The sequence below is a fragment of the Pseudophaeobacter arcticus DSM 23566 genome, assembly GCF_000473205.1.
GTDB classification, from domain to species: domain Bacteria; phylum Pseudomonadota; class Alphaproteobacteria; order Rhodobacterales; family Rhodobacteraceae; genus Pseudophaeobacter; species Pseudophaeobacter arcticus.
Map to the genome: position 1 here is coordinate 4,120,533 of NZ_KI421507.1, position 22,772 is coordinate 4,143,304.

A 22,772-nucleotide genomic window follows, 5' to 3' on the forward strand; every position below is an offset into this window, starting at 1 on the left:
CCCAGAGGGGGGCAGCGCCCCCTTCTGTTTGTGCTTGCTCTACCCGCAGCCTATTTCATACCGGGGGTGCCGTCGAATTTCTTCTCAATGTCGCTCCAGCAATCAATATAATCGTCCTGCAGCGGCGCCTCCTTGGCGGCAAAACTGGTCAGGTGCTGCGGAAAGCGGGTCTCAAACATAAAGGACATGGTGTTTTCCAGCTTCTCCGGCCCAAGGTTGGAGTTCGAGGCCCCTTCAAAGGCATTCTTGTCCGGTCCGTGCGGGATCATCATATTGTGTAGCGACATGCCACCGGGGACAAAGCCCTTTGGCTTGGCATCATACTGGCCGTAGATATTGCCCATCAGCTCGGACATGATGTTCTTGTGATACCAGGGCGGCCTAAAGGTGTTTTCGGCCACCATCCAGCGGTCGCGGAACAGCACAAAGTCGATATTGGCGGTTCCGGGTACTCCCGACGGCGCCGTCAGCACGGTAAAGATCGATGGATCCGGGTGGTCAAACAGAATGGCGCCAACCGGGCAATAGGTCTTGAGATCATATTTATAGGGCGCATAGTTGCCGTGCCAGGCCACCACATCCAGCGGCGACTGGCCGATCTTGGTCTCATGGAACTGGCCGCACCATTTGACGGTCAGGGTCGAGGCCACTTCGCGGTCCTCATAGGCTGCCACCGGCGCTTTGAAGTCACGCGGATTGGCCATGCAGTTGGCGCCGATCGGGCCACGACCGGGCAGTTCAAATTTCTGGCCATAGTTCTCGCAGACAAAGCCGCGGGCGGGGCCTTCCAGGACTTCGACGCGGTAGACCAGGCCCCGGGGAATGATGGCGATTTCCTGCGGTTCCAGATCAATAATGCCCAGCTCGGTTGCAAAGCGCAGACGGCCTTCCTGTGGCACCACCAGCAATTCGGAATCGGCGGAAAAGAAATAGCTGTCGACCATGCTTTCCGTGACCAGATAGACATGGCTGGCCATGCCGACCTGGGTGTTCACATCGCCGGCGGTGGTCATGGTCTTCATCCCGGTCAGCCAGGTCAGCGACTGGCCATCATGCGGCACCGGATCCCAGCGATATTGGCCCAGGCTGGCGACATCAGGGTCGACATGCGGCGCCGATTTCCAATAGGGCAGGTCGATCTTGCTGTAGCGATGCGAATGCTTCACCGAGGGACGGATGCGGTAGCACCAGGTGCGCTCGGGGGGATCGGCGGTAAAGGCGGTGCCCGACAGCTGTTCGCCATAAAGACCGTAGTTACATTTCTGCGGGCTGTTCATACCCTGTGGCATGGCACCGGGCAGGACCTCGGATTCAAAATCGTTGCCAAAGCCGGGCATATAGCCCTCGTGCGGGCCGGCAAGAGAGGGGGCCTGGATCATCTCGTGGGGATCAGCAGCTTTGTTCATGTCGCGCGCTCCTTTTCTCCTTGCGGAATTAATAGTTGTTTTTGTAACTAACAAGGGTAAGGAGAGCGCCATGACTGAAAAAGATGATTTTTCGCTGCAGGATTTTCTGCCCTTTCTATTGAACCGGGCAGCAGAGGAATCTTCGCTGGCCTTTCAGGCCCATTACAAAAACCGCTATGGTATGCTGCGCAATGAATGGCGGGTGCTGTTTCATCTGGGGATCTATGGCCAATTGACCGCGCGTGATATCGGTGAGCGGGCCAAGATCCACAAAACCAAGATCAGCCGGGCTGTGGCCAAGCTGGCGGAACGTCGATTCGTTTCCCGCAGCCGGGATGAAAAGGATCGCCGTTCGGAACATTTGCGGCTTACGCCGGCGGGCGAAGCAGCCTATCGTGATCTGCGCGCCGAAGCGCAAAGCTATGATGGGCAGCTCGCAGAGCGTTTCACGCCAGAAGAGGTGGCGCTGCTGCGGCGCATGTTGCGGCAGCTGGCTGGGATCGAATCCCCGCTGCCAAAAACCGTTGAGCAAGGCCAGGGGCGGGGCAGGTAGAGCGGATACAGGAAAGGCCGGATGGCAATGGAAGGCTTGGAGAGCAGGGCAGCAGCAGTAATCCCCTGGCTGATAGACAAGGGGCTGCGCAGCAACAGTCGTCAGGATCTGCTCAACAGCTTTTGTGAAAAGCTGGTGGAGATGGGGGTGCCGCTGTGGCGGTTTCACCTGGCGCAGCGTGCCTATCATCCCAAATTCGGCGGCATTGGCTACAACTGGACCCGCATGGGCGGCATCAGCCATGAACACTATGAGCGCCGCGAGGCGCCGTTGGAGGCCTGGTTGCAAAGCCCCTTCTACGTCCTGTTAGAGCAGGATCAATCGGTTTTGCAATCTGATCTGACCGGCGAGGACATGGCCCGGTTCCCTTTGCTGCGGGATCTGAAAGAACAGGGCGCAACGGAATACCTTGCGATGGCTTTGCGGTTCACCGAGGAAAACATCCCTTTTGATCCCAATCACCCTTCGGAGGGGGTACTGGCCTCCTGGACCTCGGATGGCGCAGCGGGGTTCTCGCCCGAGGACAAGGCCTTGATCAAGGCGCTATACCCGGCCCTGGGGCTGGCGCTGAAATCGATGTCCAACCGGCAGATGGCCATTGACCTGTTGCAGACCTATCTGGGGCGGGACCCCGGACAGCGGGTGCTCTCGGGTGAATTCCAGCGCGGCTCTTCCTCGGAAATTGACGCGGTGATTGGCCTGTTTGATCTCAAAGGCTTCACCAGCCTGGCCGGAGAGCTGCCGGGACCAAGGCTGATTGATACGCTGAACGATTATTTTGGCATTGCGGTGGCCGCCACCCAGGCACACGGGGGCAATATCCTCAAGTTCATGGGCGATGGCATGCTGGTGATGTTCAATCTCGGCAGCATTGAGCGGGATGCCCAGGCCGCGCTGGATGCCGCCGCAGAGCTGAGCCGCAGTATCCGTCTTCGCAATGCGGAACGCCTGGCTCAGGATCTCCCCGTCACCGACTGGACCCTGGCGCTGCACGCCGGTAAAATTCTCTATGGCAACATCGGTGCAGAGAACCGGCTGGACTTTACGGTGATTGGCCCGGCGGTCAATCAAACCGCGCGCATTGCAGGTATGCACCGTTCCGTTGGCCAGAACCTGATCTTTTCGTCGGTGCTTCAACGCGCCGTCAAAAATGATACGCATGACATGGTGTCCCTGGGGCGCTACATGCTGCGCGGCGTGACGGAACCCATTGACCTGTTCACGGTTTACAGACCCGACGGGGTGGCGCCGGATCTGGCGCCCTATGCCGAGGACTAGGGCCAGAAGACCTATTTGATTTGACCCTCAAAGCTGCTTTGCAGCCGGGCGCGCCCTGGCGCATGTGGCGCAGATAAAGGCCATGCAGATGTCGGCAGGGCAGGCGGCAGCCCTCGCGAGGGGAGGACCGCCGTCTTGTTGGTTGGGCGCGCGTTTAGATGTCGATCTCGACGCCGGGCAGCTTCACGGCCTTCATCATGTCGCGCAATTCCTGACGGGCGGCGATGTTGGAGATGTTCAGCTGCTTGATGCCGATATCCTTGAGGTCCAGCAGGGTCAGACCACGCGGGAACAGCTCGCGGAAGATGACCCGCTCGGAAAAACCGGGGGCAACGCGAAAGCCGATGCGTTTGGACAGCATGTTGATGGCGCGTTCCATCTTTTCCTTGTTGACCATGCGCTGGGTGCCGACACGATTGCGGATCACCACCCAGTCGATGGGTTTCAGCCCGGCCTGGGCGCGCAGCTGGCGGGCGTTCCAGACCATCTCGGAATAAACGGACGGACCGGTGATCTTTTCGCCCTTCTGGTCGGTATGGGCCAGCAGGTCAAAATCCACAAAGCTGTCGTTCAGCGGTGTGATCAGGGTATCGGCCAATGAGTGGGCCACCTGGCTCAACCTGGTGTGCGAGCCGGGGCAGTCGATCAGGATGAAGTCATTGTCCGGCTCCAGACTGGAGACCGCAGCAGACAGGCGATGATCATAGATGTTTTCACCCGGTTGCAGGCTCGCGGCGTCGATTTCGGGCAGTTCGTGCAGCTCGACCAGGGGCAGATCCAGTGCCGCCTTTGTCATGAACTCCTTGCGGTTTTCGATATAGCGACCCAAAGAGCGCTGCCGCAGGTCCAGATCCAGCGCCGCCACCTTGTGGCCAAGTCTGGCCAGGGTTGTGGCCACATGGATCGAGACGGTGGATTTCCCTGCGCCGCCCTTTTCGTTGCCGACGACTATGATATGCGCCATCTTATGGTCCCTTTGGTTCGCCGCGCTGCTCGCGCCTGTTGTGTCGTGCCGACTATAGAGCTGAGGCGAATCAATGGAAAGCGTGCAAATCGCAGGAAAAGACCCTAGTTAGGCTCTGTTTTGGTTTCATTTGACGGACCTATTGACGGGCCTATTGTCGGCTTGCCAATTCTGCGGCACCAACAAAAAATGCCGCCCCCAAAGGAGCGGCATTTCGAAACCAAAAAGGTGGCTAGACTTAGAAGCCCAGGCCTTCGTATTTCTTTTTGAACTTGGAAACACGACCGCCGGCATCCATCAGACGGGTGTTACCACCGGTCCAGGCTGGGTGCACTGTGGGGTCGATGTCCAGCGACATCTGGTCGCCTTCTTTGCCCCAGGTGGAGCGCATCTTCAGAATGGTGCCATCGGTCATTTTGACGTCGATGAAGTGGTAATCGGGGTGAATATCTTTTTTCATGATACCGCTCCTCAGGCTTTTTTGGCTTTGTAGTGTGAATCTTCAGCGATCCGTGCGGACTTACCGCGCAGGGCGCGCAGGTAGTACAGTTTGGCGCGACGAACGCGGCCACGACGCACAACGGTGATGCTGTCGATATTGGTGGAGTGCAGAGGGAACACACGTTCCACGCCTTCACCAAAAGAAATCTTGCGAACGGTGAAGGAACCCGCAATGCCGGAGCCGTTTTTACGGCTGATGCATACGCCTTCGTAGTTCTGAACGCGCGAACGCGAACCTTCGGTTACTTTAAAGCCAACACGGATGGTGTCACCGGCTTTGAAGTCAGGGATGTCGTTCCCCAGGGCGGCAACTTGTTCCGCCTCCAGCTGTGCGATCAGGTCCATCTGATCTTCTCCTATTTTGCTCGTGGTTTTCCACGACGTATTTGCGCGTCCTCAGAGCTCTTGGTCTTCACCGGGTCCCGCATCAGCAGCCCGCCAGAGGTTAGGTCGTCTGTTCATTTGAATGTTGCGCCGGGGTGCTGCAGCAAAACCGAAGAAAGCTTCCGAGGCATTGTCCCAACGTCAAACGGCCCGCAATCGACTCAGCAATTACAGACTGAGGTTAACTAGGAGGGTTGTCCTATTCGGTCAAGGGCAAACAGCCCAGGACATGGCCCACCGGCTGGTTCGGCGGCAAAAATGGAAACATTCGGGCGCGCCTGAACAAAAATGCTGCTGCCTGGCATTTTTTCCAGTGAGGGGGAGGCATTGCAGCTGATGTCGCCAGACTATTGTTTTTGCAGCAGGGCGCCAAAGAAGTTGATGCCGGTCTCCAGGTTTTCGATCGACAGCCGCTCATTGGTGCCATGGAAGCGCACCAGATCTGAGCCGTCGATTTTGAACGGGTTGATCCGATAGGCGTTTTTGGCGGCCTTGCCATAGTGGCGCGCATCAGTGGCGGCAATGGTCAGACCGGGCACCGTTGCCAAGGGGCCAAAGGCATCCAGGATCGAGGTTTTGATATCCAAATAGCCTGTGGCCTCCGAGGAAGACACCGGCGAAGCCGGGTTGGCCAGGCTTTCGTCATAGCGAATTTCGATTTCCGGGTCGTCGATGGTTTGGCGCACATGCGCCACGATGTCGGCGACGGAATCGCGCGGATGGATGCGGAAATTTATCTTGGCAGAGGCCTCGGCGGCCAACACGTTGTCCTTGCTGGATCCTGTCAGCATGGTGGGCGCGGTGGTGCTGCGCAGCATGGCATCTGTTGTTGGCGACCCGGCGAGAATGGATTCAAGCAGCGGCTTGAACAGCCAGCGATTGGCAAAAACCAGCCGTTTGCCAAACGAGAAATGCCGCCCGAGACCGTCAAAGAACTCTTCCGAGATGCCGCTCAGCCCGCCGGGCACGGGATTGTCCTGCAGTCGGGTGATGGCCCTGGCGATACGCCCAACGGCGGTGACGCGCGGCGGCATTGACGAATGCCCCCCGGCGGATTTTGCCACCAGCTCCAAGGTTACATAGCCTTTTTCCGACAGGTTGATACTGGCCACGGGTTGATCCAGGCCGGGGATGACCTTCTCCAGCACAAAGGAGCCTTCATCCAACATCCAGTCCAGCTCGACGCCCTGCTCATTCAGGTGAACAGCGACGGCCATGGCGCCAAGGCCGCCAATCTCTTCATCGCCGCCAAAGCTGAAATAGACCGTGCGCTTGGGGGTGAAGCCATCCGCGATCATCTTTTCGGCTGCGGTGAGCATGGCGATGACGGCGCCTTTGTCATCCAGCGTGCCACGGCCCCAGACAAATTCATCGTCAATCACGCCAGCAAAGGGCTCGTGCTCCCAAAGATGATGGGAACCGGGGGCAATGGGCACAACATCATAATGGCCTGCCAGCAAGATGGGGGCGAGGCCTGGGTCGCTGCCTTGCCATTTGTATAGTGGCGTCTGCCGGGCCAGCACTTCGCGGCTCATGGTGCTGTGCACCAGCGGGTAGCTGTCCTGCAGGAAGGTCAGGAAGGTTGCGAAGTCGGGGTGGGTTAAATCGGTCGAAACGGTGCGGAATTTGACCGCCGCTGACAGATCTTTGGTAGCCTGCTCGATATCTGCGCCAAGATCATAGGGTTCGCCGGTGTCGGCGCTGGCCTCTGGCGCATAGCGCAGGGTGTTGAAGATCAGCACGGCCAGCAGAACGACGATTACCAAAACCAACCCAGCCAAGAGGCGCAGCAATACTCGACCCATAAATTCTCTCCCCGGTCCGGGCTGGGCGCTGGTTGTTGCAGGGCGCAGCCGCAGTCACACTTTTAGATGATTACCGGCATGATGCATGGAAGCAGGCAGGCTGTCGTGGTTGACTATGCGTCACTTCTTTTTGCGCTTGGGCTTTTGCGGCGGCCTGCTGGCCTCATAGGCCTGCCACAGGTCGGGGCGGCGCGCCCGCGTGATCTCTTCCGACATCTGCTGTCGCCACTCTGCCACTTTGCCGTGGTGGCCGGACATCAGCACCTCGGGAATGCTGCGGCCCTGCCATTCCGCCGGGCGGGTATATTGCGGGTGCTCCAGCAGGCCAGAGGAAAAGCTTTCTTCCTCGGTTGAGGCCTGATTGCCCAGCACGCCGGGGATCAGCCGCACGGTGGCATCAATCAGCGCCTGCGCCGCCAGCTCGCCGCCGGTCATGACAAAATCCCCCAACGAGACCTCCTGGATGTTGTAATGCTCCAGGACCCGCTCATCGACGCCTTCAAACCGGCCACAAAGCAGGGTGATGCCATCGCAGCGCGCCAGGTTTTGCATCATGGCCTGATCCATCGGCTTGCCACGCGGGGTGAGGTAGATCAGCGGCCAGTTGCCACCCTGGGGGGCGGTGGTGTCCTGCATGGCCCGGTCAATGGCATGGCCCAGAACATCCGCCCGCAACACCATGCCGGCACCACCCCCTGCCGGGGTGTCATCCACATTGCGGTGTTTGCCAACGCCAAATTCACGCAGATCCACTGTTTCCAGCTGCCACAGCCCTTCCTGCAGCGCCTTGCCGGTCAGGCTCTCGCCCAGAACGCCGGGAAAGGCGGTGGGAAACAGCGTCAGGATCTTGGCCTTCCAGACGCCGACCAGTTCAGGCGTCGGCGTCATCAGCTCACGCGGCTTCAGGGAGGGGCGGATCGCCTTGCGGCCATGGGATTTGTTTGGTGTAGTCATACTACCGTGTTTAGTTCAGATAGAATTACGCGCAACACAAAGCTGTGGTGATTGGATGGAATTAGAGCGGGCCGCTGGCCGGTCAGGTGGGGCAATGCCGCAGCCCGCTGATCAGATACAGGCGCGGGCTGAGGCGCTTTGGCCGCAGATCGCGGCAGAACTGGGGGTGCCCGTTGCAGATGCCAGTTTTCGCAGGTTGCCGGTCAACAGCAGCAGGCAGCACTGGCGCAGCGTTCTGGAGATCAAGCTGCCGCAGGGGGAGCGGTTTGTGCTGCGGGCGGATTTTGACGGCTGCCCGCCCAGCCCGTTTGCAGCGATCCTGGCGCGCCACAGGGCAGCGGTTGCCGGTCTGAAATCTGAACCCGGGGTCTCAGCCCCGGCGATCCTGTGGCAGGACCGCGAACACCCATATTATCTGATGGAATTTGCGTCCGGTGACACCGCCCTCCGGGCTTTGCACGCGACGGAATACGGCCTTGGCGACAGGGCGGCGGTGCTGCAGAACATTGGCCAGGCGGTGGCGGCGCTGCACCGGGTTTCCGGGGTGGGGAGGCGGCAGTTCTGGCCGAAACCCTTTTTGACGCGGATCTCTGAACGGGCGCGGGCGGTGCGGAGCGGGCTGGTTGAGCTGCCAAAACCGCATAAGTTTTTGGGCCTCTGTGCCTTGTTGCACCGGCTGGGCCGCGCAGCCCGTGGGCAGGATTTTGACGCCGCCCTGGAACATGGCGATTTGCATCTGCGCAATATTCTCCTCTGCGAAGACACAACCTGCTTCATCGACTTTGCCAACCACAGGGGGATCTTTCCACAGCGCGACCTCGCCACCCTCTGGCTGGCAAACTGTCCAGACCATCTGGCACAGGAGGGGGCGCGCGCCGGGCTATGGCTTGGTGGCACAGGTGGACTGGGCCGCTTTTCAGCAGGGCTATGGGCGTGATCTGGAAAATGACCCGGTGTTTCGCTTCTTCTTTGCGCGGCGGCTTTTTAAATCCTGGGTAATGCTGGCGCAAAAGCCCCGGTCGCCGGATCCAAAAACCATTCAGCGGGCAGAGAGACTGGCGGAGATTTATCTGCAGGTCTTCAACGCGCTGCTGGCAGCGGAGTGACCGAGGCTCAGCGGGGGGTTAAAACAATCCCTCTGGTGGATCTGCGATGATGCGACCCTGTTCCAGATCCACCGTGGGCACCACTGCCAGGGTGAAAGGCAGGAATACGGTGCCTTTCAGCCCCTCGCCCGTCAGTTCCAGCAGATCGCTGGCGCCGTGGTTTTGCACGGATTTCACCGTACCCAGCAACACGCCGCCGGTGTCAAAGACCTCAACCCCGATCAGATCGGCGTGGTAATATTCGTCGCTGGGCAGCGTTGGCAGTTGATCGCGCGAGGTGAACAGGCGCAGGCCTTTCAGCGCGTCGGCCTGTTCTTTTGTCTCAACGCCCGCAATACGGCCGCAAAAGCCACCCTTTACGGCGCGGGTCAGGGTGATGTTGTAGCTCTGGCTGCCATCCTCACTGGTGAGGGGGGAATAGGTTTCGATCTCTTCGGGCTGGGCGCAAAAGCTTTTCAGGCGCACTTCGCCGCGCACGCCATAAGATCCAGCAATGGCGCCGACACAAATCAGTTCACTTTTAGGAACACTCATGGGGTTTCACTCTCCGGCGCAGAACCCGGCGCGCATCCATTGGCCACCGGATTGTGCGCATAGGTCCTTTTGATGGCTGCGCTCGAATAGAATGCCCGAGGTAAAAGCGATCGCAACAAAAATTACAAGGCGGATCAAGCGTCCCATCGGCTTAACGTGTCTCGATTGACAACGAGTTCTGGCGGCTTTCCCAGCCCAGGCGTTCCAGTTCCGGGCTGTCGTGTAGCTCTTCGGGCAGGCCGATGCAGAAATATCCGATCAGGTGCCAGCCGGTCGGCACCTGCAAATCGCGGCTGAGCTGATCGGGGTCCAGCACCGAGACCCAGCCCAGCCCCAGGCCTTCGGCGCGCAGGGCAAGCCAGAACAGGGTTATGGCTGTGACCACCGAATAGCGGCGCATCTCTGGCATGGTCGCGGCGCCCAGCCCATGGCCCTGCGCGGTGTCATCATCGCAGTAAATCGCCAGCTGCACGGGGGCTTCGCGCATGCCCGACAGTTTCAGGTCCGCATAGCGCGTGGCGCGCTCACCGGAATAGCCTGCCAGGGCCTCTGCATTGGCTTTTTCAAAATTCTTCAGGGCGGCATCACGGGCGGCATCGCTGTCGATGCGCAGGATGCGCCAGGGTTCGCTCAGCCCCACCGAGGGGGCCAGCTGGATGGCGTTGAGGCAGCGCGCGAGCACTGCCTCATCCACCGGATCCCTGCGGAAGCGGCGCACGTCGCGCCGCATCTGCATCAAGAGATCAAGCTGGGTGCGGAACGCCTCTGGAAAGGCACCATCAGGCGCCTCACTTTTGGTCCCCAAGGGGGGCAGGTCCCGCGACCCCATTGTCTTATTCCGCGTCTGCGGCTGGCTCGGCAGCCTTGGCGGCTTTCTCTTCAGCGCGTTCCTGGGCTTTCTTGCCAGGGGTACCCTTTTTAGGGTTGGAGCGCTCGGCCTTTTCACGCACGCCGGCAGCTTCGAGCATACGGGCGATACGGTCGGTGACCTGGGCGCCCTGGCCGAGCCAGTACTGAACGCGCTCCATGTCCATTTTCACACGATCTTCGCTGTCTTTGGGCAGCAGAGGGTTATAGGTGCCGAGCTTTTCAACAAAACGGCCGTCACGTGGCATGCGGCTGTCAGCAGCCACGATGCGGTAGAAGGGGCGTTTTTTCGAGCCGCCACGGGCCAGACGAAGTTTGATAGCCATGGGTGTAGTCTCCTTTGATGGCGTTTACAGGGATTGCCCTGTTATTCCTGGTGTTTCTTGTGGTGTCTGATGACTTCCTGAATGATGAAATTCAGGAAAGCCTTGGCAAAATCGGGGTCCAGGTTGGCCCGTTTCGCCAAATCTTCGAGCCGTGCAATCTGCGCGGCCTCACGGGTGGGGTCCGAGGGCGGCAGCGCATGTTCAGCTTTGAGCTGACCCACGGCCTGTGTGTGTTTGAACCGCTCGCCCAATGTATAGACGAGGATTGCATCCAGCCGGTCGATGCTTTCGCGGTGTCCCAGCAGAATTTCGGCAGCGCGGGCCACGTCGTCCTGATTGTCCTCGGGTGGGGTGATGTGATCAGTCAAGAGCCCATCCTTTTGGTTTGAACAGCGGGTCGGCGTAGTGGCTGATTTCCATCTCGATGCCATGGGCAATCTGGCTGCCCTTCAGCGCTGCAGGGGCGGGGTGGCGATAGACCGCGTCATTGCCATCAATGGTGCTGGCGTCATGGTCTTTCACCGCCCCAAGCCGTTCCGCCAGGCGGATGGAATCGAGGTTCTTGGGGTCGAGATAGCTGACAGCGGTCTCCCAGCCCTGGGTTTCGTAGAAATAGGCGCGGGCGGCATTGGTGGCCTCCAGCGCGTAGCCGTGACCGGCTGCATCGGGCCAGATGATCCAGGCGATTTCCCGTTCCGGCCAGCCCGCAGGCATCCAGCCGCCGGCCATGCCGTAGGTCGCATCTGTTGCCTTGTCGTGGATCATCCACATGCCAAACCCGTGGATCTGCCAATGGCCGATTTCGGCGGCATAGAGCATCCATGCCTCATAGGCGTTCAGCGGTCCGCCCATGAACCGCGCCCGGTAAGAGGCAAAGGTGGCCTCAAAATTGGGGTAGTCCTCGGCCTCGGGGCCGCGCAGCACCAGGCGCTGGGTCTCAAGAACTGGGATGTTCTGGCTGCTCATGCTGCGGCCTCCAGCTTGGGGTGCCGCCAGATTTCACAAGGGGTGCCGCGCAGATCGCCCAGTGTTTCGAGCGTCGCGCCAAGCTTTTGCGCCAGCGCGCGGGAACGGGCATTGGTGGGGCGGATATAGCTGATGACGCCGTCATGGCCCTGATGCATCGCCCCGTAGCGACGGGCGGCGCTGGCGGCTTCGGAGGCGATGCCCTTGCCCTCGGCCTGCTCAAACACAGCCCAGCCCAGTTCGGGTTCCTGCCAGCCGGGGGCAAAGATGATGCCGGTCCAGCCAACAAAGGCCTGGGTTGCCTTGTCGGTTATATGCCACAGGCCAAAACCATGCAGGGACCAATGCCCCAGCCGGGCCACCAGCGAATCCCAGGCGCCAGCCGCGTCACGCGGACCGCCAACCATATGGCTGCGCTCGGTGGTGAAGAACTCAGCCAGGGGTTTCAAATCGCTGCCATGCGGCGCGCGCAGGATTAGCCGTTCGGTTTCGATCACCGGGATAGGCAGTGAGAGCACGGTCATGCGTAGCCCTCCATGCCGCCAGCCGCCAGATCATCGGGGCTCATGTGGCGCCAGACTTCCAGCGCGCCCAGGCGCACATGGGTAAAGTCACCATCGCGACCCGCGCCCAGGCGCTGTGCCACCGCGCGCGAGCCGTGGTTGTCAGGCGCGACCAGGCTGATCGCGGTTGTCCAGCCCAGGGTCTCATAGGCAAAGGTGCGGGCGGCGGTGGCGGCCTCGGTGGCGTAGCCCTTGCCGCCAAAACCTTCAAACAGGTCCCAGCCGATTTCCGGCTCGGGCCAGCCTTCGGGGTTCCACAAGCCGATGATGCCTGCAGCTTTGCCACTGTCCTTTTCAACCAGCGTCCAGCGGCCATAGCCCCGCAAGTGCCAGTGGCCGATCTCCAGCGCCAGATGGCGCCAGACCTTGTCCGGCTCCATCTGACCACCGACAAAATCGGCGCGGGGCGAGGCATAGAAGGCGCAGAGCGGCTCGAAATCGCTCAACGCAGGCAGGCGCAGCATCAGGCGCTGAGTCTCTATGGTGGGAACCTGGATCATGTTATTTCTTTTTGCCAAAGCCAGAGAGCCCGCCGGGCAGCCCCATGCCGCCCAGGCCACCAAGGCCGGGCAGACCACCGGGCATTCCCTTGCCGCCGCCCATGGCTTTGGCTGCCGCTTCCAGCGCTTTGGGGTCCATTTGGCTGGGATCCATACCCGCCATGTCGCCCATGCCGCCGCCTTTGCCGAGCATGCCTTTCATGGCCTGCTTCAGCATCTTGCCTTTGCCCATCTTGCCCATCTTCTTCATCATGTCCGACATCTGCCGGTGCATTTTCAGAAGCTTGTTCAGATCAGAGACCTGCATACCTGCGCCGGCGACAATCCGCTTTTTGCGGCTGGCCTGCAGCAGGCCGGGATTGGCGCGCTCTTTCTTGGTCATCGACTGGATCATGGCGATCTGGCGTTTGATGACCTTGTCGTCCAAGCCGGCGTCCTGCACCTGCTTGGCCATTTTGCCCATGCCGGGCATCATCGACATCATGCCTTCCATGCCGCCCATCTGCTGCATCTGTTCCAGCTGCATCTTCAGGTCATTCATATTGAAATGACCCTTCATCATGCGCTTCATCATGCGCTCGGCCTGTTCGGCCTCGATGGTTTCCTGCGCTTTTTCGACCAGGGCAACAATGTCGCCCATGCCCAGAATACGGCCAGCGACCCGTTCTGGTTCGAAGGTCTCGATGGCCTCCATCTTTTCGCCCATGCCGACAAAGCGGATCGGCTTGCCGGTCACCGCGCGCATCGACAGGGCTGCACCGCCACGGCCATCGCCATCCATCCGGGTGAGCACCACGCCGGAGATGCCGATCTTGGCGTCAAATTCCTCGGCGACCTCAACCGCGACCTGACCGGTCAGACCATCAACCACCAGCAGGGTCTCACGCGGGGAGACCACGTCGCGGATGTCTTCGACTTCCTGCATCAGGACTTCGTCGATCTGCAAACGACCGGCGGTGTCGAGCATATAGACGTCATAGCCACCCAGGGCGGCCTGCTGTTTGGCGCGTTTGGCGATATCTACCGGTTTCTGACCGGCAACGATGGGCAGGGTATCGACGCCAATCTGGGCGCCCAGCACCGCCAGCTGCTCCATCGCGGCGGGGCGATAGACGTCAAGCGAGGCCATCAGCACCCGCTTGCCCTCTTTGTCCTTCAACCGTTTGGCCAGCTTGCCGGTGGTGGTGGTCTTACCAGAGCCCTGCAGACCCACCATCAGGATCGGGGCGGGCGGGTTATCGACCTTGAGGGTGCCGAGGTCTTCGTCGCCACGCAGCACATCCACCAATGTATCGTGAACGATCTTCACAACCTGCTGGCCGGGGGTGACCGATTTGGTCACCGACTGGCCGGTGGCCTGTTCCTGGACTTTTTTGACAAAATCACGCGCCACCGGCAGCGAGACGTCGGCCTCAAGCAGGGCAACACGGACTTCACGCAGGGCGGTTTTGACATCTTCCTCGGACAGGGCGCCCTGTTTGGTCAGCCGGTCAAAGACCCCGGAAAGCCGTTCGGATAGATTTTCAAACATGGCTTACGGCCTCCTTCGCCGACTTCAAAACCAGACAGCCCCTATGTAGTGAGCGGGGTGCCCATGCGCAAATGCCCTTCGGGCCAGATGTCCGTCGTGAGAGCAATCCAAACAGAATTGCCCCCACGGGCGTAACACGCTGGTGGAGGGCGATCCCCGACAGGTCAGGGACCGGAAGACTTAGAGGCTTCCGGATATCGCTGTTGCGTTACGTGGATTGGCTGACAGAGTCAAGCGAAGACAGGCTTGGGCCGGGTTTCGGCCAGGTTTCGGCCAGGTTTCGGGCTGGAGCGAGGCTGGTTCAGATCAGGTCTTTTGCCGGGAGCCAGCTGTTCACAGCCGTGGCAATCCGGTTGGGGCCTGCCCCGTTGGTATAGGCGGCGACAATCGGGATGCGGGTTTTGCTGTTCGCGGCAGAGGATCCCGCCGCGAGAATCAGGGTCGGACGATACAGGGTCGAACTGCGCCCATCGCGAAACGAGGTGGTCTGTTCTATCTCCACATGGGACAGTTGCTCCAGCGGGTGATCCGCGCTGCTGTAGCCAAAGACTGACTGGCGGCGAATGGAGATCTTGCCTGTGGAGCGGTCAAAGATGATCTGCACGCGACGCACAAAGGCGCAAAAGGCAGCAATACCGAGGCCGCCGCCCAGGCTTCCAAACAATATCCCAAACCACAGATCTCCGTCTTCTGCGGTGGCGACGAGAAGACCAGCGCCGATGAAGACCAGAATAAACAAGATGAGCATGATCCCGATCAGCCAGGGCGTATTGGCGATAATCAGTTGGTCTGAGGTGTTTCGCGTGATTCGCATGGTTACATCCTAGTGAAATTGATGCGCACGAGAAGGTCAGCTGCCGACCTGGGCTTGACTCAGGCAGGCAGAGGCTCGCAACATCGGGCAGAGAGGTGCCCCATCAAAGGACCGGATCTCACCGAACTACTGGGCGCCGCGAGGCAGACACCGCATCAGGTAACACAGGCGAAGGCGTCAAGTCTTCGCATGGCCGACCGGGCAGCCATCTGGCTGAGGGAGGACCAAGAGAGATGCGTGTATTCACGATACTGGGGCCATCACAATCTGGCAAAACGACCCTGGCAAGGGCACTGGCTGGCCTCGACGGGGTCATGGGCAAACGGCAGGAAACGGCAACGGTTGCAGCGATGCAGCCGTTTTCGTTTATGGGAGAGGACTGGGCGGTCATTGACATCTCTGGCGGCGCCGAAAACCAGGCCCAGATCGGGCCTGTGCTGACGGCCAGCGATGCGGCGGTGCTTTGTGTGCCTGCGGATCCGGAGGCCGCGGTTCTGGCCGCGCCTTATCTGCGCCAGCTTGAAGAGGCCGGCATTCCCGCCTTTCTGTTTATCAACCGTATAGATCAGGCCAGGGGCCGCATTGCCGATATCATCGCCGCCCTGCAAACCTACAGCAATCACGGCATCGTTCTGCGCCAGGTGCCAATCCGCAAAGCGGGTCAGGTGGTGGGGGCGGTGGATTTGATCTCGGAAAGGGCCTGGAAATACATCGAAGGCCAGCCCTCGGCCCTGATTGAATTGCCGACGGAAATGCAGCGGCGCGAAAAGGCAGCCCGCAGCGAGATGTTGGAAGCCCTGGCGGATTTTGACGATCATTTGCTGGAGGAGCTGATTGAGGACCGCGAGGTTCTGGCAACAGAGGCCTATGACATTGCCACCCGGTTGTTGCAGCATAGCGATCTGTTCCCCGCCTTGCTGGGGGCGGCGGAACACAGCAACGGGGTGTTGCGCCTGATGAAATCCCTGCGTCATGAGGTGCCGCATGTGGAAGCCACCCGGGCGCGGCTGGCCAAACTGGGAGAGGGCCTGGCGGATGTGGTCGCTGTCGGCTGCATGGCGGATCAGGTCAAACATCTTGGCAAAACCGTCCTGCTGCGTGCCTTGGATGGCGGTCTGGGCGCGGGCAATCCGGTTGGTGGCAGCACCCTGGGCGGGCTGACCGGGCTGGCCACTGGCGCCGAGGAGGGGCAGGGGGATCGCGGCAGCACCGACCCGTCGCGCAACGGGTTGGAGGCCGGGGACATTGGCCAAGCGGTGAAGTCGGACCATCTGAACCTTGGCTTTTGCTATTCTGCCGATGGCAGCGCCGGGCTGCCGGAGTGGGCGCAGCCACGGCCTTCGACCTATCGGCGTTTGGTCATGCCGGTGCATGAGCGCGATGAGGCGCGCCTCTCGGCGGCGCTGGATCGTCTGGTGGGGATCGACCCGGCGGTTCGATTGGAACAGGATGCGATTTCCGGGCGCGCGCTGTTGTATCTGCAGGGGCCGCTGCATCTGCGCCGGGTGCTTGCCACGCTGGAAACCGAATTTGGCGTCGAAGCCGTTGGCGAGCAGGTGCCGCCAGCCTTTTGTGAAACCATCAGAAAGCCAATGGAACTGCGCTACCGTCACCGCAAACAGTCAGGCGGGGCGGGGCAATTTGCCGATGTCGTGATCGAAATCCACCCGCTGCCACGGGGCGGCGGCTTTCAGTTCCATGATAGGGTCAAGGGCGGCGCGGTGCCAAAGGTCTATATTCCCTCAGTTGAGGCCGGCGTGCGCGAGGCCCTGCGCGAAGGCAACAACGGCCACCCGGTGGTGGATGTCTCGGTGATCTTGAAAGATGGCAAGCATCACGCCGTGGACAGTTCTGATTTTGCCTTTCGCATGGCGGCCAAGAATGCGGTGCGGAGCATTTTGGACCAGGCTGATCTTGTCCTTTTGCAACCCATCATGAAGGCGGCCATTCACGTGCCCTCGGTGTTTTCCGGCGGGGTGATTCCGGTGATTAGCAACCTGAAGGGGCAGGTTCTTGGCTTTGCGGCAGAAGAGGGCGCTGCGGGCTGGGATGTGCTGGAGGCATTGCTGCCGCTGATCGCGCAGGATGCCCTGTGTCACAGCCTGGCCAGCGCCACCCGGGGCACCGGCTGGTTCGAGACTGCGTTTGACCACTACGAGGAGGTCAGGCAGGAAGATCTCGCGCCCGTTTAAGCGCTCGGCTTGCCACCTGTTTGATGCCCGGCTTTGAGGCCTGGCTGACCGCCGGTTCGACAGTTGTTTTATTGACCCGGCGGACTGGCCGGTTTGGGGTTTTGGTCTTTGCCTGTGGCGCAGTTTTGCCTCCAGGGGGCGCATCGCCCCTTGCGTCACTGGGGCTTTTTGCGTGATCTGAAGGCTACGCAAAACACCGCCTTGGGGAGATTTGAAACATGGATGCCGCCACTGCCGCTCAACAGGACGCCTTGCCCGTCAGCTCAGATGCGCTTTTGGCGCAGCTTGATGACTGGGGGTTGCCCTATAGATTGTTCAGCCATGTGCCGCTGCGGACCGTGCAGGAGGCCAAGCAGGTTGAGGCAGAGATGCAGCAGCCCGGCGTCAGCAGCCTGAAGATCAAGAACCTCTACCTGCGCGATCGCAAAAAGCGCAACTATCTCATTTCTGTCGAACAGGACCGTGAGATCGACCTCAAGGCGCTGGGACAGGAAATTGGCGTTGGCGGGCTGAGCTTTGGCTCTGCTGACCGTCTGATGCAGAACCTGGGCATTCGCCCGGGCGCGGTGAGCCCGCTGGCAATGATCACGGGCGTTGACCGGGGCGTGACCTTTTATATGGATGCTGCGGCGCAGGAGGTGGATGTGATCAATATGCACCCGCTGGTGAATGATCGTACCGTGGTGATGGCACGGGAGGATTTTCTGACCTTTCTGGCCCATATCGGTTGCGACCCCCACTGGATTTGACGTCAGAACCTAGGCGGGCGCTTGGCCCTCGGTTTCCTTCTCTGCCAGATCCAGCGCCGCTGCGACATGGGCTGCTGAGGGATTGATGAACAAGACCCCTGCGGCCTCAAAACTGGGCTCATCAATGTGATCGGGAAAGGCCAGTGGCAGTTCGGTACAGGCAAGGATCACCGCCTCGCCGGCGCTTGCATGTTTCTGGCAAAACCGCAGCAGCCGTGTCCGCGCCGTTGCCGAGGCGCCGCCGTGAAAGTCTTCGTCGATCATCGACTGGGCTTCGGCAATCTCGGCTGGGGGCAGAGTGGGATTGGCCCGGATCCCGTAGGGCGCCAGAACCTCGGCGTAGTTGCGGGCCTGCATGGTGACCCTGGTGCCGATCACCAGGGCGGAGGCGGCCTTGGTTTTTGCAACCACCTGTGCGGTTGCATCAAAAATCGACAGCACAGGCATCTCGACCCCCTGGCGGATGGCATGCAGGCGCGCATGGGGCGTGTTGCTGGCAATCACCGCAAAATCGCATCCTGCGGTTTGCAGCACCAGGAGCGCGTTGCGAAACACCGCATCAAAAGCGGCCCAGCTGTCTTCTTCTCCCGGGCGCCCGCGCAGGCTGCGGGTCTCGGCCTGGTTGACCGATTCTATGGTGATCCGGGGGCAGGGAAGGGGGCCGCTGTGGGTCTTTGCACCATTTTTGATTTGCCGCTGCCAACTGCCGGCGCAAATGCCGCGATAGTAGTCTAGGGTCGAGGCCCAGCCGACGCCGCCAAGGATGCCAATTTTCTTCATGTTCAAACGCCCTGTTCCACATTCTCTCAGAGGTAGCATGGCCCTCAGAGGTAGCATGGCGGATTTGATACCGACAACAAAAACACCGCCTCCCAGGGGGACGCGGTGTTGACATTTCTACTGTCTGGCCAGGGTCAGGACTCTGGTCTGGCGGCTTAGGCAGCCAGTGCTTCGATGGCAGATTTGGCGCGCTGCATAGATCCTTCGGCATCCATCGACAGCTGATCTGCGGCGACCAGTTCAACATCGGTGATGCCAATAAAGCCAAGCACATGGCGCAGGTAGGTGGTGGCAAAATCAATATCCGACCCGGCCTGAGTACCGCCAGAGGCCACAGCGATGATGGCGCGTTTGCCCTCCAGCAGACCAACGGGGCCGGTTTCGGTATAAGTGAAGGTCACACCAGCGCGGGCCACCAGATCAATCCAGGCCTTCAGCGTCGAGGGCACCGAGAAATTGTAGATCGGCGTGCCGATGACAATGGTATCGGCCTGTTTCAGCTCGGCAATCAGTGCGTCAGACTGCGCAAGAAGCGCCTTTTGCTCATCGTTGCGCTGATCGGCAGGGGTAAAGTTGGCCCCCACCCAGGCTTCGTCGAGCAGTGGCAGCGGCGTTGCCAGATCGCGGCGGATGACGGTTTCAGGCGACAGCCGCGCGGTGATCTCGGCGCTCAGCGAACGGGTGACGGAATTTTCGGCGCGGGCGGAGGAGTCGATATGCAGAACTGTGGAGGTCATGATCTGATGTCCTATTTTGTGTTTCGTCTGCTTCAGACATGGGGTATAGCAAAAATGAACTCAATTGCTGTGTTGGCACAGGTTTTGTGCAATTTTGCGTAGATCTTGATAGCCGAATTTCACAAAGCGGATTTGAAGCGAGGACAGTGTCATGGAGAATTGGGACGAAGTTCGCACCGCCTATCAGGTGGCCCGCATGGGGACAGTCAGCGGAGCGGCCGAGGTTCTGGGGGTGCATCATGCGACGGTGATCCGTCACATTGATGCAATCGAGGCGCGTCTGGGGGTCAAACTGTTCCAGCGCCATGCGCGGGGTTATACGCCAACGGAATCCGGTCAGGATTTGCTGCGAGTGGCCCAGGCCACCGATGACCAGTTCAGCCAATTGGTGGGTCGGCTCAAAGGCCAGGGCAGTGAGGTCTCGGGGGAATTGGTGGTGACCTCGCTGTCGTCGATGTCGCATCTTCTGGTGCCGGTCCTGACCGAGTTCCAGCAGATGCATCCGGGCCTGGTTATTCGCTACCTCACTGGCGAGCGCCTGTTTCGGCTGGAATATGGCGAGGCCCATGTGGCGCTGCGGGCGGGCAATGCACCGGATCAGCCGGACAATGTGGTGCAGCCTTTCCTGAAGCAGAAAATCGGTCTGTTTGCGGCACAAAGCTACATTGATCGCCACGGGCCGTTGAAAGGTATCGATGACCTGAAGAACCACCAGTTTGTTGGCACCGACAACCAGGATAGCAGGGCGCCTTTTAATCAATGGCTGCGCGAACACACCACTGAGGATACGATCACATTCCGCTGCTCTGACGGTGTGGCGATGCAAGAGGCGGTTATGGCGGGGGCCGGAATTGGCTTTATGTCCATGTGGGAGGCCTCGCGCCGCCCGGCTCTGGTCAAGATGATGGATCCGCAGGTTGATTGGGAAGGCAGCCTTTGGCTGGTGACCCATGTGGACCTGCACCGAACCAATAAGGTCCAGAGCTTTCTCAGCTTTCTGAAAGAGCGCGCCAAGGCCTGGCAGCAATGAGCCCGGTGCAACGCGCCCATGGCGCCATGCTGCTGTTTTCGGTCCTGGTGGCGGGGTCGTTTTCGCTGGGGGTGCTGATCGCCAATGATATCGCACCAATGGCGCTGAATGCGGTGCGTTTTGTCATCGCAGCTGTGGTGATTGGCGCGGTCGCGGGGCTAAGTGGCAAGCTGCGGCGTCATCATTTCCACGCCCCCTGGCGGTATCTGGTGATGGGCGCGCTGTTTGCCAGCTACTTTGTGCTGATGTTCTATGGGTTGCAGACGGCAGATCCGGTCAGCGCCTCGGCGGTCTTTACCCTCACCCCGGTGCTCAGCGGCATCTTTGGCTATCTGCTGCTGCGCCAGATCACCACGCCGCGCATGGCGCTGGCGCTAGGTATCGGCGCGGCAGGGGCGCTTTGGGTGATTTTCAAGGCGGACCTGGCGGCGCTGCGGGCCTTTGATATTGGCCGCGGAGAGATGATCTATTTTGTCGGCTGTGTCGCCCATGCGATCTATACGCCCATCGTGCGCAAGCTGAACCGGGGCGAGCCGGCGATTGCCTTTACCTTTGGCACCCTGATGGCCGGGGCGCTGGTTCTGCTGGTCGTTGGCTGGGGAGATATCAGGGCAACCCAGTGGGACGCCCTGCCGATGCTGGTCTGGGTTGGTATCTTTTATGTGGCAATCTTTGCCAGCGCCATGACCTTTGTGTTGCTGCAATTTGCCAGTTTGCACCTGCCGGCAGCCAAGGTCATGGCCTATACCTATCTGACCCCCAGTTGGGTGATTGTCTGGCAGGTGGCGCTGGGCAACCCGGCACCAACCGGGCTGATCCTGGTGGGGATCGCGCTGACCGTGGTGGCGCTGGTGCTGCTGCTTGAGGACGCGGCCAAGCCGGTGCGCCGGGCCAAGGCCTGAAGGGGGGCAGTCTCGCTCAGGCCTTTCAGGCCTCGGTGATGTCCGCCGTCTCGGGCTGGCCGTCCAGTTCGCTGGCCAGGAAGCGTTCAAAGGCATCCAGGTTCACCGGCTCGAACTGGCCAAACCCCTGCATCCAGACCGAAGTCGCCCGCATGGCGTCGGGCTGCAGTTTGCACCATTTCACCCGGCCGCGTTTTTCCTGCGCGATGAGACCCGCGCGGGTCAGGATGGTGAGGTGTTTGGAAATCGCCGCCAGCGACATCTCAAAAGGTTCAGCCACATCGGTTACGGCCATATCATCCTCCAACAACATGGTGAGGATCGCCCGACGGGTCGGGTCGGCCAGAGCGGCAAAGACTGTATCAAGTTCACTGGACATCTGGCGCAGACTATTCGGCTCTGGGGTCAAATGAAAGCACAGAACAGGGGCTGAACGCTCCGCTTTACGTTAAACGCCCTGAGCCAGAATGATCCCGCCAGATATCAAGAGCAGGAGCAACACCGCCCGGCGAAAGCTGTTTTCGCTGACGCCTTTGAAGGCTCTGACCCCAAGAAGGGTGCCGATGATGGTAAAGGGGGTCGAAATGGCGACATAGATCATCAGCTCACCGTCCAATTTTCCAATCACGAGCAGCGCGAGTGAGGCAAAAGCCAGCACAAGAAGATTGAAAGGCTGATACCGCGCCCGCTGTTCGCGCGCGGAAAACCCTCTGAGCTGCAACCAGACCAGTGGCAAGACGCCGGAAAGCCCGGCAAAGCCTCCCAGAATACCGCTGGCAAATCCGACACCTCTATCGGCCAGCCCCTCCGGAGATGCCGAGGCTGCCTGCTTTGGCCAGCCTGCAACTTGCAAAAGGGTGTAAGTCACCAAAAAACCACCAACACTGGCTTTGACCAGAGCCGGGTTCATCAGGGCGAGCGCAGCAGCGCCAAGGGGCACGCCCAAGACACCGCCAGAAAGCAGATAACTGCATTTGCGCCAGTTCAGCTCAACCGATAATTTCAACAGCCCGATAAGCTGCCCGACCAAAGCGGAGATGATAATGAGCGGCGGAACAATATGTGCTGGTAAGGCCAGAAACCAGAAGCCGGAGGCGACAAGCGCAGTGCCAAAGCCGGCAAAGCCGTTGATGAAGCCAGCTGTAGAGGCTCCAACGACCAGCAGGATAACGAGTTGTATTTCGATAGGGCTGCTCCTCGATCACTGCGCGCACAATCTTAGCTCTTATGTGGTTTGGCAAGCGAAGACCCTGCCTTGCCGCAAGGGGGGGGCAGGAGCCTGCGATGCGGGGAAATGTAAGATCAACCGATTGGTTGAATAAGGTCTTGG

27 protein-coding genes are annotated in these 22,772 nt (G+C 60.2%); 8 read left to right on the forward strand and 19 right to left on the reverse strand.

The window, feature by feature from the left end:
• Nucleotides 1–50 precede the first annotated feature (50 nt).
• Nucleotides 51–1,406, reverse strand: coding sequence for a homogentisate 1,2-dioxygenase (gene hmgA / locus ARCT_RS0124345; protein ID WP_027242440.1), 1,356 nt, complete (start codon nt 1,404–1,406; stop codon nt 51–53).
• 70 nt (nt 1,407–1,476) lie between these two features.
• On the opposite strand from hmgA, the gene ARCT_RS26810 reads away from it, so the two are divergent.
• Complete coding sequence (locus ARCT_RS26810; protein ID WP_036785407.1) at nt 1,477–1,959, forward strand: MarR family winged helix-turn-helix transcriptional regulator; 483 nt, start codon at nt 1,477–1,479, stop codon at nt 1,957–1,959.
• Between the two features lie 27 nt (nt 1,960–1,986).
• Nucleotides 1,987–3,237: an adenylate/guanylate cyclase domain-containing protein gene (locus ARCT_RS0124355; RefSeq protein WP_036786231.1), complete on the forward strand. Its 1,251-nt coding sequence runs from the start codon at nt 1,987–1,989 to the stop codon at nt 3,235–3,237.
• Nucleotides 3,238–3,391: 154 nt separating this feature from the next.
• On the opposite strand, the gene ARCT_RS0124360 is transcribed toward ARCT_RS0124355, so the two are convergent.
• From ARCT_RS0124360 to trmD, 5 genes are all read right to left on the reverse strand, one after another.
• Nucleotides 3,392–4,201: a division plane positioning ATPase MipZ gene (locus ARCT_RS0124360; RefSeq protein WP_027242442.1), complete on the reverse strand. Its 810-nt coding sequence runs from the start codon at nt 4,199–4,201 to the stop codon at nt 3,392–3,394.
• 238 nt (nt 4,202–4,439) lie between these two features.
• A complete protein-coding gene (gene rpmE, locus ARCT_RS0124365) occupies nt 4,440–4,661 on the reverse strand; it encodes a 50S ribosomal protein L31 (RefSeq protein ID WP_027242443.1) in 222 nt (73 codons plus the stop codon).
• Nucleotides 4,662–4,672: 11 nt separating this feature from the next.
• Nucleotides 4,673–5,047, reverse strand: a complete 375-nt coding sequence (gene rplS / locus ARCT_RS0124370) for a 50S ribosomal protein L19 (RefSeq protein ID WP_027242444.1) — start codon at nt 5,045–5,047, stop codon at nt 4,673–4,675.
• A 386-nt stretch (nt 5,048–5,433) separates the two neighbouring features.
• A complete protein-coding gene (locus ARCT_RS0124380) occupies nt 5,434–6,891 on the reverse strand; it encodes a M20 family peptidase (RefSeq protein WP_027242445.1) in 1,458 nt (485 codons plus the stop codon).
• Between the two features lie 120 nt (nt 6,892–7,011).
• Nucleotides 7,012–7,845, reverse strand: a complete 834-nt coding sequence (gene trmD / locus ARCT_RS0124385; RefSeq protein WP_027242446.1) for a tRNA (guanosine(37)-N1)-methyltransferase TrmD — start codon at nt 7,843–7,845, stop codon at nt 7,012–7,014.
• Between the two features lie 94 nt (nt 7,846–7,939).
• Between trmD and ARCT_RS26815 the strand changes: the two genes are divergently transcribed.
• Nucleotides 7,940–8,782, forward strand: coding sequence for a phosphotransferase family protein (locus tag ARCT_RS26815; RefSeq protein ID WP_240476377.1), 843 nt, complete (start codon nt 7,940–7,942; stop codon nt 8,780–8,782).
• Nucleotides 8,736–8,951: a hypothetical protein gene (locus tag ARCT_RS28745; RefSeq protein WP_240476378.1), complete on the forward strand. Its 216-nt coding sequence runs from the start codon at nt 8,736–8,738 to the stop codon at nt 8,949–8,951. The genes ARCT_RS26815 and ARCT_RS28745 overlap by 47 nt, the downstream gene beginning before the upstream one ends.
• A gap of 18 nt (nt 8,952–8,969) precedes the next feature.
• On the opposite strand, the gene rimM is transcribed toward ARCT_RS28745, so the two are convergent.
• The 9 genes from rimM to ARCT_RS0124435 form a co-directional block, all read right to left on the reverse strand.
• Entirely contained in the window at nt 8,970–9,485 is a 516-nt protein-coding gene (gene rimM, locus ARCT_RS0124395) for a ribosome maturation factor RimM (protein ID WP_027242447.1), read from the reverse strand.
• Between the two features lie 151 nt (nt 9,486–9,636).
• Entirely contained in the window at nt 9,637–10,314 is a 678-nt protein-coding gene (bluB, locus tag ARCT_RS0124400; protein WP_051360990.1) for a 5,6-dimethylbenzimidazole synthase, read from the reverse strand.
• Nucleotides 10,315–10,318: 4 nt separating this feature from the next.
• Nucleotides 10,319–10,678 carry a 30S ribosomal protein S16 gene (rpsP, locus tag ARCT_RS0124405; protein WP_027242449.1) on the reverse strand — a complete coding sequence of 120 codons (360 nt, stop codon included), beginning with the start codon at nt 10,676–10,678 and terminating at the stop codon, nt 10,319–10,321.
• A gap of 41 nt (nt 10,679–10,719) precedes the next feature.
• A complete protein-coding gene (locus ARCT_RS0124410; protein ID WP_240476379.1) occupies nt 10,720–11,046 on the reverse strand; it encodes a chorismate mutase in 327 nt (108 codons plus the stop codon).
• The gene (locus ARCT_RS0124415) at nt 11,039–11,644 is read right to left on the reverse strand and encodes a GNAT family N-acetyltransferase (protein WP_027242451.1); all 606 of its coding nucleotides are present in this window, start codon (nt 11,642–11,644) and stop codon (nt 11,039–11,041) included. The genes ARCT_RS0124410 and ARCT_RS0124415 overlap by 8 nt, the downstream gene beginning before the upstream one ends.
• Nucleotides 11,641–12,168, reverse strand: a complete 528-nt coding sequence (locus ARCT_RS0124420; RefSeq protein ID WP_027242452.1) for a GNAT family N-acetyltransferase — start codon at nt 12,166–12,168, stop codon at nt 11,641–11,643. Before ARCT_RS0124420 ends, ARCT_RS0124415 begins: the two co-directional genes overlap by 4 nt.
• The gene (locus ARCT_RS0124425) at nt 12,165–12,707 is read right to left on the reverse strand and encodes a GNAT family N-acetyltransferase (protein WP_027242453.1); all 543 of its coding nucleotides are present in this window, start codon (nt 12,705–12,707) and stop codon (nt 12,165–12,167) included. The genes ARCT_RS0124420 and ARCT_RS0124425 overlap by 4 nt, the downstream gene beginning before the upstream one ends.
• A 1-nt stretch (nt 12,708) precedes the next feature.
• Nucleotides 12,709–14,238, reverse strand: coding sequence for a signal recognition particle protein (gene ffh, locus ARCT_RS0124430; protein WP_027242454.1), 1,530 nt, complete (start codon nt 14,236–14,238; stop codon nt 12,709–12,711).
• A 301-nt stretch (nt 14,239–14,539) separates the two neighbouring features.
• Nucleotides 14,540–15,052, reverse strand: a complete 513-nt coding sequence (locus ARCT_RS0124435) for a hypothetical protein (protein WP_027242455.1) — start codon at nt 15,050–15,052, stop codon at nt 14,540–14,542.
• Nucleotides 15,053–15,285: 233 nt separating this feature from the next.
• Here ARCT_RS0124435 and ARCT_RS0124440 point away from each other — a divergent pair, with 233 nt between their 5' ends.
• On the forward strand, nt 15,286–17,244 hold the full coding sequence (locus ARCT_RS0124440) for an elongation factor G (protein WP_027242456.1): 1,959 nt from the start codon (nt 15,286–15,288) through the stop codon (nt 17,242–17,244).
• Nucleotides 17,245–17,462: 218 nt separating this feature from the next.
• Nucleotides 17,463–17,993 (forward strand): prolyl-tRNA synthetase associated domain-containing protein, encoded by a 531-nt coding sequence (locus ARCT_RS0124445; protein ID WP_027242457.1) that lies wholly within the window; start codon nt 17,463–17,465, stop codon nt 17,991–17,993.
• 9 nt (nt 17,994–18,002) lie between these two features.
• On the opposite strand, the gene ARCT_RS0124450 is transcribed toward ARCT_RS0124445, so the two are convergent.
• Nucleotides 18,003–18,773, reverse strand: coding sequence for an aspartate/glutamate racemase family protein (locus ARCT_RS0124450; RefSeq protein WP_027242458.1), 771 nt, complete (start codon nt 18,771–18,773; stop codon nt 18,003–18,005).
• 155 nt (nt 18,774–18,928) lie between these two features.
• The gene (locus tag ARCT_RS0124455; protein WP_027242459.1) at nt 18,929–19,510 is read right to left on the reverse strand and encodes an FMN-dependent NADH-azoreductase; all 582 of its coding nucleotides are present in this window, start codon (nt 19,508–19,510) and stop codon (nt 18,929–18,931) included.
• Nucleotides 19,511–19,661: 151 nt separating this feature from the next.
• On the opposite strand from ARCT_RS0124455, the gene ARCT_RS0124465 reads away from it, so the two are divergent.
• Together ARCT_RS0124465 and ARCT_RS0124470 are read left to right on the forward strand one after the other, a co-directional pair.
• Nucleotides 19,662–20,540 (forward strand): LysR family transcriptional regulator, encoded by an 879-nt coding sequence (locus tag ARCT_RS0124465; RefSeq protein WP_027242460.1) that lies wholly within the window; start codon nt 19,662–19,664, stop codon nt 20,538–20,540.
• The gene (locus tag ARCT_RS0124470; protein WP_027242461.1) at nt 20,537–21,442 is read left to right on the forward strand and encodes a DMT family transporter; all 906 of its coding nucleotides are present in this window, start codon (nt 20,537–20,539) and stop codon (nt 21,440–21,442) included. Before ARCT_RS0124465 ends, ARCT_RS0124470 begins: the two co-directional genes overlap by 4 nt.
• A 25-nt stretch (nt 21,443–21,467) precedes the next feature.
• On the opposite strand, the gene ARCT_RS0124475 is transcribed toward ARCT_RS0124470, so the two are convergent.
• Together ARCT_RS0124475 and ARCT_RS0124480 are read right to left on the reverse strand one after the other, a co-directional pair.
• Nucleotides 21,468–21,821 carry an ArsR/SmtB family transcription factor gene (locus ARCT_RS0124475; protein WP_027242462.1) on the reverse strand — a complete coding sequence of 118 codons (354 nt, stop codon included), beginning with the start codon at nt 21,819–21,821 and terminating at the stop codon, nt 21,468–21,470.
• 69 nt (nt 21,822–21,890) lie between these two features.
• The gene (locus ARCT_RS0124480; RefSeq protein WP_027242463.1) at nt 21,891–22,628 is read right to left on the reverse strand and encodes a sulfite exporter TauE/SafE family protein; all 738 of its coding nucleotides are present in this window, start codon (nt 22,626–22,628) and stop codon (nt 21,891–21,893) included.
• Nucleotides 22,629–22,772: the final 144 nt, after the last annotated feature.